The sequence below is a fragment of the Leifsonia sp. CL147 genome, from assembly GCF_900114565.1.
Taxonomy (GTDB): domain Bacteria; phylum Actinomycetota; class Actinomycetes; order Actinomycetales; family Microbacteriaceae; genus Leifsonia.
The window spans coordinates 28,210-43,512 of record NZ_FOTM01000010.1; the positions used below are offsets into that span (position 1 = coordinate 28,210).

Here is a 15,303-nt window from a genome sequence, read left to right on the forward strand (position 1 = left end):
CTGTGCGGACTCGGCGGTGGGGGTGTGGGGCGTCAGGGGAGGCGAGGGGCGCGCGGGGGCTCGGTGCGGCGGGGGCCGGTCGCCTCGAAGGCGGCGGCCAGGGCCAGCAGCGCGGAGTCGTCGTAGGCGCGGCCGGCGAAGGTGAGGCCGACGGGCATCCCGATGTCGTCCATGGTCCCCATGGGCACCGTCACGGTCGGGATGCCGAGGTGGCGCGGCACCAGGTTGCCGTTGGCGACCCAGACGCCGTTCCGCCAGCCGAGGTCCGCCGAGGCGGGGTCGACGTCCATGTCCGCCGGGCCCACGTCCGCCACCGCCGGGAAGATCACCGCGTCCAGGCCCAGCCCGTCCATCCACTCCTCCAGGTCGACCCGGCGCGTATCCTCCAGCCCGCGGATCCCCTCGGCGAGTTCCGGGATGCCGGCGAGCGTCGTTCCGGGATGCGAGCGCACCCAGTCCGGGTACCCCGCGATGTCGTCCTCGAACCCGTCGTACCGGTCGGGCAGCGCACCCTCAGGATGCGGGAAGACGCGCGCGCCGTCCACCACCGCCAGCGTGTTCAGGGCCGGGTCGCCGTTGGCGGCGAGGAAGTCGTCCCACGCCCACGCCGACAGGTCGACGATCTCGCGGTGCAGGAACTCCGGGCTGACCAGCCCACGCGTCGCGATCGTCGGCGCGCCCGGGCGGTCGCCCTCGTAGTTCGACACGGCGGGGAAGTCGACCTCGACGACCGTCGCTCCTGCCGCCTCCAGGTCCCGCCGGGCCGCCTCCCAGAGAGCGATCACCGACGCGCGCGTCTCGATCCGCTGACCGGTCGGGCCGCCGATCCAGGTCCGTCCGGCCAGCGCGCTTCCCGCGGTCCCGGCCTCCGGGTCGGCGTTGATGTACATGCGCGGAACGCCGAACCGTCGTCCCTCAAGAGTCGGGCCGGCGGCCAGCGCGGGATAGGACGCCGGCCGCACATCCGACGCGCTCGGGAGCGGCACCCACGGCTGGGAGCGCCAGAAGTCGCCGCGCGTCTCGGCGTCGTCGGCGACGATGACGTCCAGCACCTCGAGCAGGTCCGCCATCGTGCGTGTGTGCGGCACCACCACATCCATCGTCGGCACCAGTGGCCAGTTGCCGCGGACCGAGATGATGCCGCGGGAGGGCGTGTACGCGCAGAGGGCGTTGTTGGATGCGGGGGCGCGGCCCGACGACCACGTCTCCTCCCCGAGCCCGAACGCCGCGAAGCTGGCCGCCGTGGCCGTGCCCGAGCCGTTGGAGGAGCCGGAGGCGAACGCGGCCGTCAGGTAGTCGCCGTTGTAGGGGGACTCCGCGCGACCGTACAGGCCGCGCTGCATCCCGCCGGCCGCCATCGGGGGCATGTTGGTCAGCCCGAGCAGGACGGCCCCGGCAGCCCGCAGACGCTCGATGGTGAACGCGTCCCGCTGTGCGACGAGGTGCTCGAACGCGGGCGACCCGGCCGCCGCGGTCAGTCCCCGGGCGAGGTAGCTGTCCTTCGCCGTGTACGGGATGCCGTCGAGCGGTCCGAGCGTCTCGCCCCGCGCGCGCCGCGCATCCGACTCCCGGGCATCGGCCAGCGCGTCCGGGTTCCGGACGACGACGGAGTGGAGGCGCGGGCCGGCGACGTCGTAGGCGTCGATCCGCGCGAGGTATGCCGCGACGAGCTCCTCGCTCGTCGTGTCGCCGGCCTCGAGCGCGCGCCGCAACTCCGAGATCGGCGCCTCCACCACGTCGACGGTCATCGCCCGCCCTCCTCGGAGGAGGCGGGGGCCGCAGCGGCGGACGCGGGCGCCGCGGCCACGGCCGGCTGCTGCTGGGTGATGCAGTGGATGCCGCCCCCGCGCGCGAAGATCGGCCGCGAATCCACCATGGTCACCGTCCGCCCCGGGTACACCGCTTCGAGGATCGCGGTCGCCTCGGCGTCCGCCCGCTCCTCTCCGAAGCCGCACGCCACGATGCCGTCGTTGACCACGAGGTGGTTGACGTAGCTCCAGTCCACGAAGCCCTCCTCGTCCTTCAGGGTCGCCGGTGCGGGCAGGTCGACGATGTCCCAGGAGCGCCCGGCCGCGTCGGTCGTCCCGGCGAGCAGGGCCCGCAGCTCGCGCGTCACCGCGAAGTCGGGATGCCCGGGATCCTGCTGGGCGTGCAGCAGGAGGCGTCCCGGAGACGGGATGGTCGCGACGATGTCGACGTGACCCTTCGTCCCGAAGTCGTCGTAGTCGCGGGTAAGTCCGCGCGGGAGCCAGACGGCGTGCGTCGCGCCGATCGTGCGGGCGAGCTCCGCCTCCACGCGCGCCTTGTCCGCGTACCGGTTGCGGCGCGGGTCCAGCTGCACGGTCTCGGTGAGGAGCACGGTCCCTTCGCCGTCGACGTGGATGCCGCCCCCCTCGTTGACGAGCAGGGAGCTGATGAGCCCGGCCCCGGTCCGGTCGGCCACGAATGCGGCGATCCGGGCGGATTCGTGCCACTCGGCCCAGTCCGGGTCGCCCCAGCCGTTGAAGGTCCAGTCGACGGCGCCGAGTGCGCCCGGCCGCTCGTCGTCGACGACGAACGTGGGGCCGAAGTCGCGCATCCAGAACTCGTCCAGCGGCGCCTCCACCTGCTCCACGTGGGCGCCGAGCATCCGGCGGGCGCGCTCGCGCTCGCTCGGGTCGACGACCATCGTGACCGGCTCGTACTCGGAGACGGCGTGGGCCACCGCCGTCCAGGCGGCGTACGCCTCGTCGGCCGAGGCGGCGTCGTCGCCGAGGGTGATGCCGGCGCGCGGGAAGGCCATCCAGGTGCGCTCGTGCGGTGCGGTCTCAGCGGGCATGCGCCAGGTCATCGGTGTCCTCCGCGGATGGGCGACGAATTGTTGATCAGACGATCAATATGTGAGCGAAGCTACCTATACTGGGCGGACCATGTCAAGAGCCGCCCGACGCCCGCCCGCTGAGCGCCGCGCCGAACTGTCCGCTGCCGCGCGGGACGTGGCGCTCGCCGACGGGCTCGCCGCGGTCACCCTCCGCGGCGTCGCCGCCCGCGCGGGGGTCGCGCCCGCACTCGTCGCGCACTACCACCCGGCCATGGATGAGCTGGTCGCCTCCGCCTTCCGTGCCGTGGTCGCGGCCGAGCTGGATGAGCTGCGCGGCCTGCTGGCGCCGTTCGACGGGCCGACCGCCCGGCTCGACGCTCTCCTGCGCACGCTGCTCGACGGCACGCGGGAGGACGTCACCCTCGTCTGGGTCGAAGCCTGGGCGCTGGGGCGCCGGAATGAGGCGCTCGCCGCGGCCGTCCGGGGCGAGATGGACGCGTGGCAGGCGCTCATCCTCTCGGTGATCGAGGACGGCGTCGCGGCTGGCGACTTCCGGCCCGACGACCCGGCGCAGGCGGCCTGGCAGCTGCTGGGCATGATCGACGGACTGAACGCCCAGGCGCTGGTCCGCTGGGGAGCGGGCGGCGAGCGCGGCCCCGCTCTGGCGCGCGCAGTCGAAGGGATGCTGGGACTCGAGCGCGGCGCGCTCGGCGACACGGCATCGCTCAGCTGATCCAGGCGAGCAGTTCGGTGCGGAACTCGTCCGGCTTCTCGATGTGGGCGGAATGGCCGCAGTCGTCGAAGACGACCTCACGGGTGGTGCCTCCGGCGTCCGCATAGCGGGCCAGCACGGCGCGGGTCTGGGCGAGCATGGGCTGCGGCGGCGCGACGTCCTCGCCGGGCCAGCCGGGGATGATGCCGGCGGCTCCGAGCTGGTTGAGATCGAAGAAGGACGCATCGCCGACGATCGCATCCTGGGCTCCGCGGATCCAGAGGATGGGCGGCTTGGCGGGCGCATCCACGATTCCGGAGGTGTCGAAGTACGTCGGCGCGAGCGTGTTGAGGACGCCCCGGGTGCCCGGAGCGAAGCCCGGCCAATTCGCCGAGGGGGCGGAGTCGCCCGGGTAGTTGTCCGGTCCGGTCGCGGTGGAGAGCATGGATTCGACCCAGAGGTCCTCGAACTCGGAGACGAAACCGGGAGCGACATAGGAGGAGCGGTAGACGGCCCGCGGTGAGGTCGGTGCGTCCTCGCCCGTGTCGCCCGCCTCGAGACGGGCGATGAAGTCGGGGTTCGCACCGCCGCCTCCTGTCCCGGATGCGTCGGCGTTGAGGAGGCTGCCGTCGGCCGCCGTTCCCCCGAAGCCGTACGGGGAGACCGGGGAGACGAGCGTCAACGTGCCGACCAGGTCCGGCCGGTCGAGAAGCAGCTTCATGGCGACGCCTCCGCCGAGGCTCCAGCCCACCACGTTCACAGCGCCCAGCCGCAGCTCGTCGGCGACCGCCGCGACATCGTCGGAGAAGTCCCGGACTCCGCGCGTCCCGTCGACCGGAAGCGTCTCGCTGTCGCCGAAGCCGCGGAGATCGACGGCGAGGGCGCGCACGCCGTCGGGGAGCGAGAGCATGAGCGGCTGCCAGAACAGCGACGACGACACGTTGCCGTGTACGAAGAGCACCGTGCGGAGGGCCTCGCCGCTCGCGGGGCGCTCCAGCACGTTGGCGGTGTAACGCGCGGTGTGGACGGTGCGGGACTCGATGCCGGGCAGCAGCGTTCCACTCATGCGTGGGCCTCCTTCGGGACCGGTGGATGCGGGACGGGGGCCCGCCCGCCGGGTGGATGCGGGACAGGTGGATGCGGGACGGGGGCCCGCCCGCCAGGTGGATGCGGGACAGGTGGATGCGGGACGGGTGGATGCAGCAGCGGCAGCACCTGACGCACCCCCGCCTCGGTGAGGAGGATCGTGTAATGGTTGACGTCGGTCGCCTCGCGGACCCGCATCCCCGGCAGCCGCTGCTGCCATTCGGCCACCACGGCCGGGTCGTAGAGCGGCTGGGCATCCAGCAGTCCCCGGGGTGCCCGGATGAAGGAGACCGGCAGCTGCAATCCCGCCAGGGCCTCCGCGTACCCGCCCGACCCGTCGAGCTCCAGTGCGTTCACGGACACCGCCTCGGGGTCCGCGCTCGATCGCAGCTCCGGGGCCTCGCCCACCAGGTCGTAGCCGATGTAGTCGTCGAGGCTGCCGGTCCACCACGGGCCGAGCGCCGGGTGCCGCTGCCAGAAGGCCCGGTACTCCTCGAACGTCGCGAACCGCATCCCCAGACGCTCCAGCGCCGGCCCGAGGAGGACCGCGGGAACGTCCTCCGGGGCGACCCCCTCAGGAGCCGGGATCGGCAGGCCGCCGTCGATCAGCACCAGGCGCCGGACCCGATCGGGATGCCGCGCCGCGAACCGGACCGCGACGAAACCGCCCATCGAGTGCCCGGCGAGGGCGACATGGTCCACCCCCAGCGCGTCGAGCATCCTCGCGAGGTCGTCGGCGTGCTGGACCAGGCCGTACGGCGCAGGCAGCCCGGAGCTGCGCCCGCGGCCGCGCAGGTCCGGCGCGATCACGCGGGTATCGGGCAGGTTCTCCGCGACGAGCCGCCACGCGCGGTGGCTGGAGGTGATGCCGTGGATGCCGACCAGCGGCATCCCGCCGGCTTCCGGGCTCCAGCTGCCGACCGCCAGCTCTCCTCCGTCGACCGGGACGCCGACCCGTTCGTACGGCGTCACCGGGCGCTCCATCCGCCGTCCATCGTGTAACTGGCTCCGGTCACCATCGCCGAGTCGCGTCCGGCGAGCCAGAGCGCCAGGCTCGAGACCTCGGCCGGTTCGACCAGCCGCTTGATCGCCGCCTCGGTCAGCATCACCTTCTCGACGACTTCCTCCTCGCGGATGTCGTGCAGCCGCGCCTGGTCGGCGATCTGCTTCTCGACCAGCGGCGTCCGCACGTAGCCGGGGTTGATGCAGTTGGAGGTGACGCCGTGCGGTCCGCCCTCGAGAGCCGTGGTCTTCGAGAGGCCCTCCAGAGCGTGCTTGGCCGTGACGTAGGCCGACTTGAACTCGGAGGCCCTCAGCCCGTGGACGCTGGAGATGTTCACGATCCGGCCGAAGCCCCGCTCGTACATCCCGGGAAGTGCGGCGCGGATGAGGAGGAACGGGGCCTCCACCATGATCCGCAGCATCAGGGCGAACGTCTCGGGTTCGAACTCCGGGATCGGCCGGACGTGCTGGATGCCCGCATTGTTCACCAGGATGTCGGTGTCGACGGTCGCCTGGGCGAGCTCGCCGGTCCGGGAGAGATCGACCTCCCACGCCTCCCCACCCAGCCGTTGCGCGACCTCGCGCGCCGCGTCTCCGTTGAGGTCCGCGATCGTCACGCGGGCGCCCGCTTCCGCGAACGCCTCCGCGCAGGCGAGCCCGATCCCGCTCGCGCCGCCGGTCACCAGCGCCCGCCTTCCGGTGAGGTCCGTCATCGTCGACACTCCTTCCCGCAGGGCCGGTGGCCCTCGCCGCACTCTAACTCCGGCCGCGCAGCCCGGGGAAGAGCGGCGGGGTCATTCGTAGACGAGGCCGATGCGCTCCCGGATGGTGTCGAGCGTCCCCATGATCGCGACCGACTGCGACAGCGGCAGCCGGGCATCCTCTCCGCCGCCGGCCGCGATGAGCCGCTCGATCGCCCGCGCCTGGAACTGCATCCCGCGGCCGGTGATCTGCGATTCGTAGGTCTCGATCACGCGCCCGCCGTGGTCGACGACGCGGAACGCCGTCGGCACGAAGAAGGTCGCGTCGAGCTCGATCCGCGCATCCGTCCCGACCACCGTCGCGCTGTTGTCGCCGGCCGCATCGAGCACCGTGGTGAGCGCCGCCTGGGCGCCCGATTCGTAGCCGAGCAGGATGGAGGTCTGCCGGTCGACGCCGGTCGCCGTCGGGGTCGACAACGCGAGCACCTCGCTCGGCGCGCCCAGCACATCCCATGCGAACGACACCGGATAGATGCCGAGGTCGAGGAGGGCGCCGCCGCCGAGTGCGGGGTCGAGCATCCGGCCGGCGGGATCGGGGCTGGTCCGCTGGCCGTGGTGCGCCACCACCGATCGGAGCTCGCCCAGCGTTCCGTCGTCGATGATCTCGTGGAGGCGGTCCATGTGCGGCAGCCACCGCGTCCACATCGCCTCGAGGGCCACCAGCCCGCCCAGGCGTGCGGCGTCGGCGACCTGCTGCGCCTCCTGCTGGTTCATGGTGAACGGCTTCTCCACGAGGACGTGCTTGCCGGCGGCGAGCGCGAGCAGCGCGTTCGGCGCGTGCTGCGGATGCGGGGTCGCGACGTAGACGATGTCGATGGCGGGGTCGGCGGCCAGCTCCTCGTACGACCCGTGCGAGCGCGGGAGGCCGTGGGCGGCGGCGAAGCGTGCGGCCGACTCCGGTGTGCGGGATCCGACGGCGGCGACGGTGTGCCCGTCGAGCTGGAGGTCGCGCGTCATGGCGGCGGCGATGCCGCCCGTTCCGAGGATGCCCCAGACCGGGGAGGAGGTCGTCATGCGGTCATCGTAGCGGCGACGGGGTGGCTGAGCGGCGGCCCGGAGAGCGGGAAGCGGAGGGGGATCGGAGTGAGCAGGAATGGAGAAGCGGTCGTGGTGCGCGAATCGTAGATTGGTCGCAGTTCAACGAGAGCCCAGAGACCAGGAAGAGGACATCATGGCCACGACGACATTCAGCAAAGAGGAGAAGGCAGCCATCAAGGCCGCGGTCGCGGAGAAGAAGGCGGCGCAGGAAGGGGCGGATGCGGCGGCCGCGTGCGATGCCGCGATCGCCGCGATGACCGGGACCGACCGGGAGCTCGCCGAGGCGTTCCACCAGCTGGTCGCCGAGAACACCTCCCTGAACGCGAAGACCTGGTACGGGATGCCCGCCTACACCGACGCCGACGGCAAGGTGGTGGTCGCCTTCAAGCCGGGTTCCAAGTTCAAGATCCGCTACGCGACCCTCGAGTTCCAGCAGGCGGCGAACCTCGACGACGGCAACCTGTGGCCGGTCGGCTTCGCCCTGACGAAGCTGGACGCGGCGGAGAAGAAGCGCGTCGCCGACATCCTGAAGGCCGCCGTGGGGTCCTGAAGGCACCGTTCCCCCGAACCGGGCCGTGCAGGGTGAACCTGGGGTGAAAAACGGTCTCGGGGTGGCATCCCTCCGCTAGCGTGTGCTCCGGGGTCGACAGGAATACATATGTTCTGTCGACCCGGGTACTCGGCTCCGCCCGACCGCGGCGCCGGCAGCTGTGCGGCGCGTTTCGCGCCGGGAGCGTTCTGGAGGGGACCATGCGCCACACGAAATCAGGCCTGTTCGACGAGCGGGTGCCCGTGCGGCGACCGTCGCGCACCCTCTCCTCGGTCGTCACGATCCTCCTCGCGGTGAGCGGGCTGGCCGTCGCGGGCGGAACGGCGGCGCTCCCGGCAGCGGCAGCGCAGCCGGCGCAGCCGGCGCAGGCGGCGCCATCGGGGACAGCCGCGACGGCGCGTCCCGAAGGGACGAGCGCCGCGGCGACCTTCACCAAGACCGGCACCTCCACCGCAACCGGCACGTCGACGGACTCGGCAGCCGGCACGACGGGGACGACGCAGCAGTCGGACACCCTCAACTGGGTCCTGCACTACACCAACACGACCGGATCGTCGGCGACCGTCGACCAGACCGACGCCATCACCGGCCTGCAGGGTTACGTGCCCGGGTCGCTGAAGACGCCGCCGAGCCTGTCGCCCCAGTACACGACCGACGGAGGCCAGACCTGGACCGCAGGCAGCCCGCCCTCCGGTGCCCCGGTGAACGGCGTCGGCGCGACGGGAACGGTTCCGGCCAGCATCACGAGCTCGGCCTCGTCGAACTTCTCGGCGGCGGCCGTCACGTTCAACACGCCCGGCGGCGACGGCTACAGCGTCGAGGGCTACCTGGGCAACGTGTACACGGTCTTCCACCACAACAGCAGCCCCACCGTGGTGTTCTGCGCCACTCTGTCCGGCGCCATCTGCCCGGGCTGGCCGGCCCAGTCCTCGTATGTGGACCCGACGCCCGGGACGCCGCTCGGCACCGGTTCATCGACCACGTACTTCTCCGACCTGGTCAACGGCTCCTTCATCTCCGGCGGACGGCTGTACTGGCCGGCCTCGCAGAACGCGGTCCCGGCGAACCCGTTCGGGATGCAGTGCCTCGATCTGAACTCGCTGACGAGCTGCGGCTTCACTCCCCTGGGCTCGACCACGGTCCCCGGCTACTCGCTGAGCGGCGACGGCATCGCTGCGGGTGACGGCAACTACTACTACGTCGACCTCAACGGAAACCTGCAGTGCGTCTCGCCTGCCGGCGCCTCCTGCGGCACCACGACGGTGACCGCGGGGCAGCCGATGGGCACGGTCGGCAACCCCGAGATCGACACGTTCGGTCAATACGTCTACATCTCCTACGTGGATGCCTCCAACACGACCGAGTTCCTGAGCTGCTACGACACGACCGCGCACGCGGTCTGCCCCAGCTTCCCCATCGCCGTCGGGGCTCCCAGCCCGCACGGCAGCGAGGTGTTCCCGGTGGTGTCCTCGACCGGAACCGTCCTCGGCGGATGCGCCGTCTTCGACTCCGCCTGCTTCACGCCGGCGGGCGCGCCGCTCCCGAACCCGTGGAGCCAGACGGCCTACGCCTTCTCCGCGGCGACGAACGACGGCTTCGGCACCGGTGTCCTCGTGGGAACGAAGTACTACACGGCCAACGGAAACGTCGACTCCTGCTACGACTTCTCGATTCCGCTCGTGGGCGGCAAGGTCCAGCCCTGCGCCCAGTTCACCACCGCGCCGGCGAACGTCCGCGGGTACACCGTGCGCACCCTGCAGAACCTGCCCGGATGCATGGCGTCCAACGGCGATGGCGCACAGATCACGATCTTCAACGCCCTCACCGGCGGACCCTGCACGACCGCCTCGCAGCAGGTGACCCTGTCGCCCGAGCAGTACTACTGCGACGGGCAGAGCGGTCACGTCTCCTCGTGGCAGACCGTCTCCCTCCCCGGCCTGACCGGCACGGAGTACGAGAGCGCCACCGTCACGGTGCAGGATGCGAACGGGAACCCGGTCGCGGGCTTCGACAACATCCCCTTCCCGGCGGGCACTCCGCCGAGCATCGACATCTCGTCGATCCCGACCAGCGGTGCGACGGCGAGCCTGACGGCCGTCCTCAACCTGGCCGGCGTGACGGACTCCGCAGCGGTGAACGCCTCGCACGTCCAGCTCTCCTGGAGCGGGGATCCGATCCAGACCTGCTACAGCACGACCGTGCTGAACACCTGCCCGCAGCCGGGAACCACCGTGACGAACACGGCCAACGCCGTCACCACGGGTGACAATGGGGTCACCGACGCCCCGGCCGGGACCTCGTCCGGCCAGGCCGGGTTCGACTTCGTCCCGACCGCGGCCTGCGCCGCCATCTCGATCGACAAGCACGCCAGTCCACCCGTGGATGTGAACGGCGACGGGTTGACCGATGCCGGGGACACCATCCAGTACACCTTCACCGTCACGAACACGGGCGTCCTCACCCTGAGCAGCGTCGGCGTGAACGACCCCATGGCCGGCGCCGTCACCTGCCCGCAGACGACACTCGCCCCCGCCGCGAGCGAGCTCTGCACGGCCACCAGCGTGTACACGATCACCGCGGCGGATGTGACCGCCGGCACAGTCCACAACTCCGCCACCGCGGAGGGGACGCCTCCGGGAGCGGTCACGCCGGTCGTGTCCCTGCCCTCCACGACGGACACTCCGACCGCCGCCCCTGCTCCCGCGCTCAGCCTCGTGAAGTCGGCGGACCCGTCGGACGCCGCGGCCTACCTGCCGGGCCAGCTGATCACCTACCACTTCGTGGTGACGAACACCGGCAACGTGCCGATGAACGGGATCAGCGTCGACGAGTCGCAGTTCAGCGGCACCGGCACGATGTCCCCGGCGACCTGCCCATCCCCGACGCTGGCTCTCGGCGAGCAGGAGGTCTGCACCGCCACGTACACGCTCACCCAGGCGGATGTGGATGCGGGCAGCCTGACGAATACAGCCGTGGCGAACGGCACGCCCACCGGGTCGGACGTCTCCGTCCCGTCGGGACCGTCGTCCGTCACCATTCCGCAGACGCCCGCTCCCGGGATCTCTCTGGTCAAGTCGGTCGATTCCGCTACGGTGAACGCTGCAGGCGAGCAGGTGACGTACTCGTTCTTCGTGACGAACACGGGCAACGTGACGTTGACGAACCCGACGGTGACCGAGACGCAGTTCTCCGGAACCGGCGCCCTTTCGGCGATCGACTGCCCCGAGATCTCGCTCGTCGCGGGCCAGTTCGAGACCTGCACGGCCACCTACACGGTCACCCAGGCCGACATGGACGCCGGGACGATCACGAACACGGCGACGGTGACGGGCACGCCGCCGACCGGTGCGCCGGTGACCTCCGCGCCGTCGAACGCCGTCGTGAACGCGGCGCAGGCGCCCGAGCTGACGCTCGTGAAGACCGCGAGCGCGCAGGCCGCCCAGGTGGGCCAGCAGCTCACCTACTCGTTCGCGATCACCAACACGGGCAATGTCACCATCACGGGCCCGACCGTGACGGAGTCGGCGTTCTCCGGGACCGGACAGCTGTCGGCGATCACCTGCCCGCCGGCCGTCGTCCTCCTTCCGGCCGACACGACCACCTGCACCGCCACGTACACGGTGACGCAGGCGGACATCGACTCCGGGAAGATCACGAACACCGCAACGGCCAGTGGGACCTCGCCGGGCGGCGACACGGTCACCTCCGCTGCGTCCTCGGCCACGGTCGTCACCAGCCCGCATCCCGCACTGGCCCTCGTGAAGACCGCGAGCATCCAGCAGGCCACGCAGGTGGGGCAGGTCGTGAACTACCTGTTCGCGATCACCAATGCGGGCAATGTCGACATCAGCAACCCGAAGGTCGCGGAGGGCGCCTTCAGCGGACACGGCAGCCTCTCGGCCGTCGCCTGCCCGGGCCCGAGCATCCTTCCGCCCGGCCAGACGATCGACTGCACGGCCACGTACACGGTCGTGGCGGCGGACCTGGCGGCCGGCGGGACGCTGACCAACACGGCGACGGCCACCGGCACGACAGCCGGCGGCGATCCGATCGTCTCGGATCCGTCCACGGCGAAGGTGACGGAGGTCGCCCCGGTGGGACTGGCGTCGACGGGCAGCGACCTGCTGCCGCCGTTCCTGATCGCATTCGGACTGCTGGTCCTGGGTCTCGTCGCGGCTCTCGTGACCCGCTACCGCCGCCGGGGACGCACCGACTGATCGCGTGAACCCGTCGGGGACGAGGAGACAGGATGCGCTCCTCGGTTCCCGGCGGGAACGGCGGCGTCAGGCGCGCAGCAGGGCGCGCAGGGTCCCGATCGTGTCCGCCTCGCCGGGGTCCTTGTCGTCGCGGTACCGCTTGACGCGGGCGAACCGCAGCGCGATCCCACCGGGGTAGCGGCTGGAGCGCTGGACACCGTCGATCGCGATCTCCACGACCGTCGTCGGAGCCACCCACACGGTGCCCGGCGTCCGGCGCACCTCGATCTCCTGGTAGTGCTCCGTCTGCCAGGCGAGCAGCTTGTCGGTGAGCCCCTTGAACGTCTTCCCGACCATGACGAAGCCGCCGGGCTCTCCGTACTCCCCGTCCGGGTCGCGGGCGCCGAGATGGATGTTCGACAGCAAGCCGTGGCGGCGGCCGGACCCCCACTCGACGGCCAGGACGACGAGGTCGTAGGTGTGCACGGGCTTCACCTTGATCCAGCTGGAGCCGCGACGGCCGGCGGCGTACCGCGAGTCGATCGCCTTGACGACGACGCCTTCCTGTCCGGCGGCCAGGGCATCCCTCGCCACGCGCTCCGCCACCGCGGGGTCGGAGGTGACCTCGCCGGGGATGCGGTGCTCGCCGGCCACCCGCTCCAGTTCGGCGAGCCGGGTCGACAGCGGTTCGTCGAGCAGGTCGCGCCCGTCGACGTGGAGCACGTCGAAGAACCAGGGGCGCAGCGCGGAGCCGAGAGCAGCGCGAAGCGGCGCCGCGACCCCAGCGCCGAGGGAGCCTGCGACCGAGGTGACGGAGGCCCGCTCCGACCCGAACCGCGACATCGTCTCCTGAAACGGCCGCGGCGCGCCGTCCTCATCGAGCGAGAGGGTCTCGCCGTCGAGGATCACGTCCCGCACGGGAAGGCGTCGCACCACCTCGACGACCTCCGGCAGCCGGTGCGTGATGTCTGCGAGGTTCCGCGTGAAGACGCGCACCTCGTCGCCGTGCCGGTGCACCTGGATGCGCGCGCCGTCGAGCTTGAACTCCACCGACGCGGTCCCGGTCGTGCCGAGCGCTTCTGCTGCCGTCGGCGCCGAGGCGGCGAGCATCGGCAGGACCGGCCGGCCCACCACCAGCCCGACCGCATCCAGCTCCTCGGCCGTGCCGGTGAGCGCGAGCAGCGCCGTCTCGCCGAGGTCGCCGGACAGCATCGCCGCACGGCGGACCGCCTCGCCCGTTCGTCCCGAGGCGCGGGCGATGGCATCCATCAGCACCCCCTCCAGCGCGCCGGTCCGCATCTCGCCGAGGAGCACATGAGCGATGAAGTCCTGCTCGCGGGTCGTCGCGCGCGCGGTGAAGTCGCGGAGGATGCGATTGCGCTCGCCGGCCGAGCCGGTGCCGGAGAGCGCGCTCAGCCGGTCGAGCAGCGCGTCGAGGTCGTCCACCGTCAGGACGGGCTCGGCCGCGGGCTCGCCCATCGCTCCGCTCAGCCCGCGCCAGCCGACGCCGACCCGGCCCTGCCGGGCCTTCCCGACGAGGAAGCCCACCGCCGGCGCCACCTCCTCCGGCGCGAGGCGCGAGAGCAGCGCCGCGAGCGCATCCACCTTCGCCAGCCGGGAGCGGGTGGATGCGACGGTCTCGGCCGTCGTCACGAGCGCATCGAGGAGCACGTGCCCATCCAACCACCGGCCTCCGACACCGCCGGCCGCGGCGAACACGGCGACGATCCCGGCGACCGGACCAGCGAGCTGCGGGAGCTGCCCGGCACGTGAGGCGAGGCTGCCCCGTACCTGCGAAGCTGTACGTATGAGCGCATCCCCTCGCCCCAGCGTGTTGTTCGTCTGCGTCCACAACGCGGGCCGGAGTCAGATGGCCGCCGGCTACCTGCGGGCCCTCGCCGGGGATCGGGTGGAGGTGCGCTCGGCCGGATCGGAGCCGGGGAACGCGCTGAACCCCATCGCCGTGCAAGCGATGGCCGAGGACGGCATCGACATCTCGGCGGGCAGCCCCGCGCTCCTCACCACGGAAGCCGTGCAGGAGTCGGACGTCGTGATCACGATGGGATGCGGTGACACCTGCCCCGTCTTCCCCGGCAAGCGCTACGAGGATTGGGAGCTCACCGACCCCGCCGGCAGGCCGATCGACGAGGTGCGGCCCATCCGCGACGAGATCAAGGAGCGCGTCCGGGCCTTGATCGCGGAGCTGCTTCCCGTCGCGTGACCTTCGGTTCTGCTCTCCGGGCGTTCCCGTGCGTCCGCGCGTGTTCGTTTCCCGACCGCAATCCGGCCGTCGCTGCGCCGACCGCGCGGGTCGCCGCGCTATCGTCGAGTCACCCCCTCCCTTCACGAGACAGGCGATGACGCATGCCGAGACAGGAACGCGCCGAGCGCACGCGGATCGCCATTCTCGACGCCGCTGCGACCGAGTTCGACCAGCACGGGTACGAGGGCGCGCGCCTGGACCGGATCGTCGAGCGCACCGGTGCGACGAAGGGCGCGGTGTACTTCCACTTCCGCTCGAAGCTCGACATCGCGACGGCGCTGGTGGAGGAGAGCCAAGGCGATTGGCCGGCCATCGTCCACGACGTGACGGCGTCCGGGATGCGCGGGCTCGCGGCCGCGGAGGAAGTGACCCAGCGGGTGGCGGCTGTCCTGGGAGCCGACATCCGGGCGCGCGCCGCCATGAAGCTCACCCAGACGGTGCTTCCGCCGGCCGCCGACGATGATCCGTATGCGCGCTGGGCGGCCTTCGTGGCCGGGCTGCTGAGGCAGGAAGCCGAGGATCGCCGCCGCAGTGACGTGGACGTGCGCGACCTGGCGATGGTCGCCGTTCAGGGCATCTTCGGCGCCTACACGATCGCGGCCGAGCGCAACACCTTCGAGACGCTGAGCGAGGACATCGCCCGGGTGTGGGGCGTGGTCACTGCTGCGTTCGGCGCTGCGTAACACTTGCATTTGCGATCAAACCGGGAAGTCCGTACGTTCTAACCGGGGACGCCGGCGGCGCCGTGCGTCGCCCTGCGGGGGAGTGCGCTCCGGTTCCGTTCCGGATCGGAGCGTGCCCCCGCCCCCCTGAGCGCACGCCGAAGTGCTCGTCGTTGCATCCGACACGCCGCGGGTGACGGCAACAACGAGCACCTCGGCGGAAGCTTCCTTAT

General features: G+C 71.6%; 12 protein-coding genes. 5 read left to right on the forward strand and 7 right to left on the reverse strand.

Annotated elements, in window-relative coordinates; all coding sequences use genetic code 11:
* Positions 1-32 precede the first annotated feature (32 nt).
* Both BM287_RS10175 and BM287_RS10180 read right to left on the reverse strand, forming a co-directional pair.
* Positions 33-1,748 (reverse strand): amidase, encoded by a 1,716-nt coding sequence (locus BM287_RS10175; RefSeq protein WP_090039023.1) that lies wholly within the window; start codon positions 1,746-1,748, stop codon positions 33-35.
* The gene (locus tag BM287_RS10180) at positions 1,745-2,830 is read right to left on the reverse strand and encodes an agmatine deiminase family protein (RefSeq protein ID WP_090039026.1); all 1,086 of its coding nucleotides are present in this window, start codon (positions 2,828-2,830) and stop codon (positions 1,745-1,747) included. Before BM287_RS10180 ends, BM287_RS10175 begins: the two co-directional genes overlap by 4 nt.
* Before the next feature lie 79 nt (positions 2,831-2,909).
* Between BM287_RS10180 and BM287_RS10185 the strand changes: the two genes are divergently transcribed.
* Entirely contained in the window at positions 2,910-3,533 is a 624-nt protein-coding gene (locus tag BM287_RS10185) for a TetR/AcrR family transcriptional regulator (RefSeq protein WP_090039029.1), read from the forward strand.
* On the opposite strand, the gene BM287_RS10190 is transcribed toward BM287_RS10185, so the two are convergent.
* The 4 genes from BM287_RS10190 to BM287_RS10205 all read right to left on the reverse strand — a co-directional run bounded on the left by BM287_RS10190 (position 3,526) and on the right by BM287_RS10205 (position 7,375).
* Positions 3,526-4,578 carry an alpha/beta hydrolase gene (locus BM287_RS10190; protein WP_090039032.1) on the reverse strand — a complete coding sequence of 351 codons (1,053 nt, stop codon included), beginning with the start codon at positions 4,576-4,578 and terminating at the stop codon, positions 3,526-3,528. The two genes, BM287_RS10185 and BM287_RS10190, sit on opposite strands and share 8 nt — an antisense overlap.
* A complete protein-coding gene (locus BM287_RS10195; protein WP_244528151.1) occupies positions 4,575-5,570 on the reverse strand; it encodes an alpha/beta hydrolase in 996 nt (331 codons plus the stop codon). The genes BM287_RS10190 and BM287_RS10195 overlap by 4 nt, the downstream gene beginning before the upstream one ends.
* Entirely contained in the window at positions 5,567-6,313 is a 747-nt protein-coding gene (locus BM287_RS10200; RefSeq protein ID WP_090039038.1) for a 3-hydroxybutyrate dehydrogenase, read from the reverse strand. The genes BM287_RS10195 and BM287_RS10200 overlap by 4 nt, the downstream gene beginning before the upstream one ends.
* Positions 6,314-6,394: 81 nt before the next feature.
* Positions 6,395-7,375, reverse strand: coding sequence for a Gfo/Idh/MocA family protein (locus BM287_RS10205; protein WP_090039040.1), 981 nt, complete (start codon positions 7,373-7,375; stop codon positions 6,395-6,397).
* 157 nt (positions 7,376-7,532) lie between these two features.
* On the opposite strand from BM287_RS10205, the gene BM287_RS10210 reads away from it, so the two are divergent.
* Together BM287_RS10210 and BM287_RS10215 are read left to right on the forward strand one after the other, a co-directional pair.
* Positions 7,533-7,949, forward strand: coding sequence for a hypothetical protein (locus tag BM287_RS10210; RefSeq protein WP_244528152.1), 417 nt, complete (start codon positions 7,533-7,535; stop codon positions 7,947-7,949).
* A gap of 200 nt (positions 7,950-8,149) precedes the next feature.
* Positions 8,150-12,166 carry a DUF7507 domain-containing protein gene (locus BM287_RS10215; RefSeq protein ID WP_090039042.1) on the forward strand — a complete coding sequence of 1,339 codons (4,017 nt, stop codon included), beginning with the start codon at positions 8,150-8,152 and terminating at the stop codon, positions 12,164-12,166.
* A 66-nt stretch (positions 12,167-12,232) separates the two neighbouring features.
* Here BM287_RS10215 and BM287_RS10220 read toward each other — a convergent pair whose 3' ends face one another.
* Positions 12,233-13,816, reverse strand: a complete 1,584-nt coding sequence (locus BM287_RS10220) for an ATP-dependent DNA ligase (protein WP_090039045.1) — start codon at positions 13,814-13,816, stop codon at positions 12,233-12,235.
* A gap of 136 nt (positions 13,817-13,952) precedes the next feature.
* Between BM287_RS10220 and BM287_RS10225 the strand changes: the two genes are divergently transcribed.
* Both BM287_RS10225 and BM287_RS10230 read left to right on the forward strand, forming a co-directional pair.
* Positions 13,953-14,366: an arsenate reductase ArsC gene (locus BM287_RS10225; RefSeq protein ID WP_090039047.1), complete on the forward strand. Its 414-nt coding sequence runs from the start codon at positions 13,953-13,955 to the stop codon at positions 14,364-14,366.
* 143 nt (positions 14,367-14,509) lie between these two features.
* Entirely contained in the window at positions 14,510-15,091 is a 582-nt protein-coding gene (locus BM287_RS10230) for a TetR/AcrR family transcriptional regulator (protein WP_090039048.1), read from the forward strand.
* Positions 15,092-15,303 lie beyond the last annotated feature (212 nt).

Excerpts from the sequence above, each read along its gene's own strand:
- BM287_RS10175 (WP_090039023.1), bottom strand. The coding sequence starts at position 1,748 with ATGACCGTCGACGTGGTGGAGGCGCCGATCTCGGAGTTGCGGCGCGCG.
- BM287_RS10180 (WP_090039026.1), bottom strand. The coding sequence starts at position 2,830 with ATGACCTGGCGCATGCCCGCTGAGACCGCACCGCACGAGCGCACCTGG.
- BM287_RS10185 (WP_090039029.1), top strand. The coding sequence starts at position 2,910 with ATGTCAAGAGCCGCCCGACGCCCGCCCGCTGAGCGCCGCGCCGAACTG.
- BM287_RS10190 (WP_090039032.1), bottom strand. The coding sequence starts at position 4,578 with ATGAGTGGAACGCTGCTGCCCGGCATCGAGTCCCGCACCGTCCACACC.
- BM287_RS10200 (WP_090039038.1), bottom strand. The coding sequence starts at position 6,313 with ATGACGGACCTCACCGGAAGGCGGGCGCTGGTGACCGGCGGCGCGAGC.
- BM287_RS10205 (WP_090039040.1), bottom strand. The coding sequence starts at position 7,375 with ATGACGACCTCCTCCCCGGTCTGGGGCATCCTCGGAACGGGCGGCATC.
- BM287_RS10210 (WP_244528152.1), top strand. The coding sequence starts at position 7,533 with ATGGCCACGACGACATTCAGCAAAGAGGAGAAGGCAGCCATCAAGGCC.
- BM287_RS10215 (WP_090039042.1), top strand. The coding sequence starts at position 8,150 with ATGCGCCACACGAAATCAGGCCTGTTCGACGAGCGGGTGCCCGTGCGG.
- BM287_RS10225 (WP_090039047.1), top strand. The coding sequence starts at position 13,953 with ATGAGCGCATCCCCTCGCCCCAGCGTGTTGTTCGTCTGCGTCCACAAC.
- BM287_RS10230 (WP_090039048.1), top strand. The coding sequence starts at position 14,510 with ATGCCGAGACAGGAACGCGCCGAGCGCACGCGGATCGCCATTCTCGAC.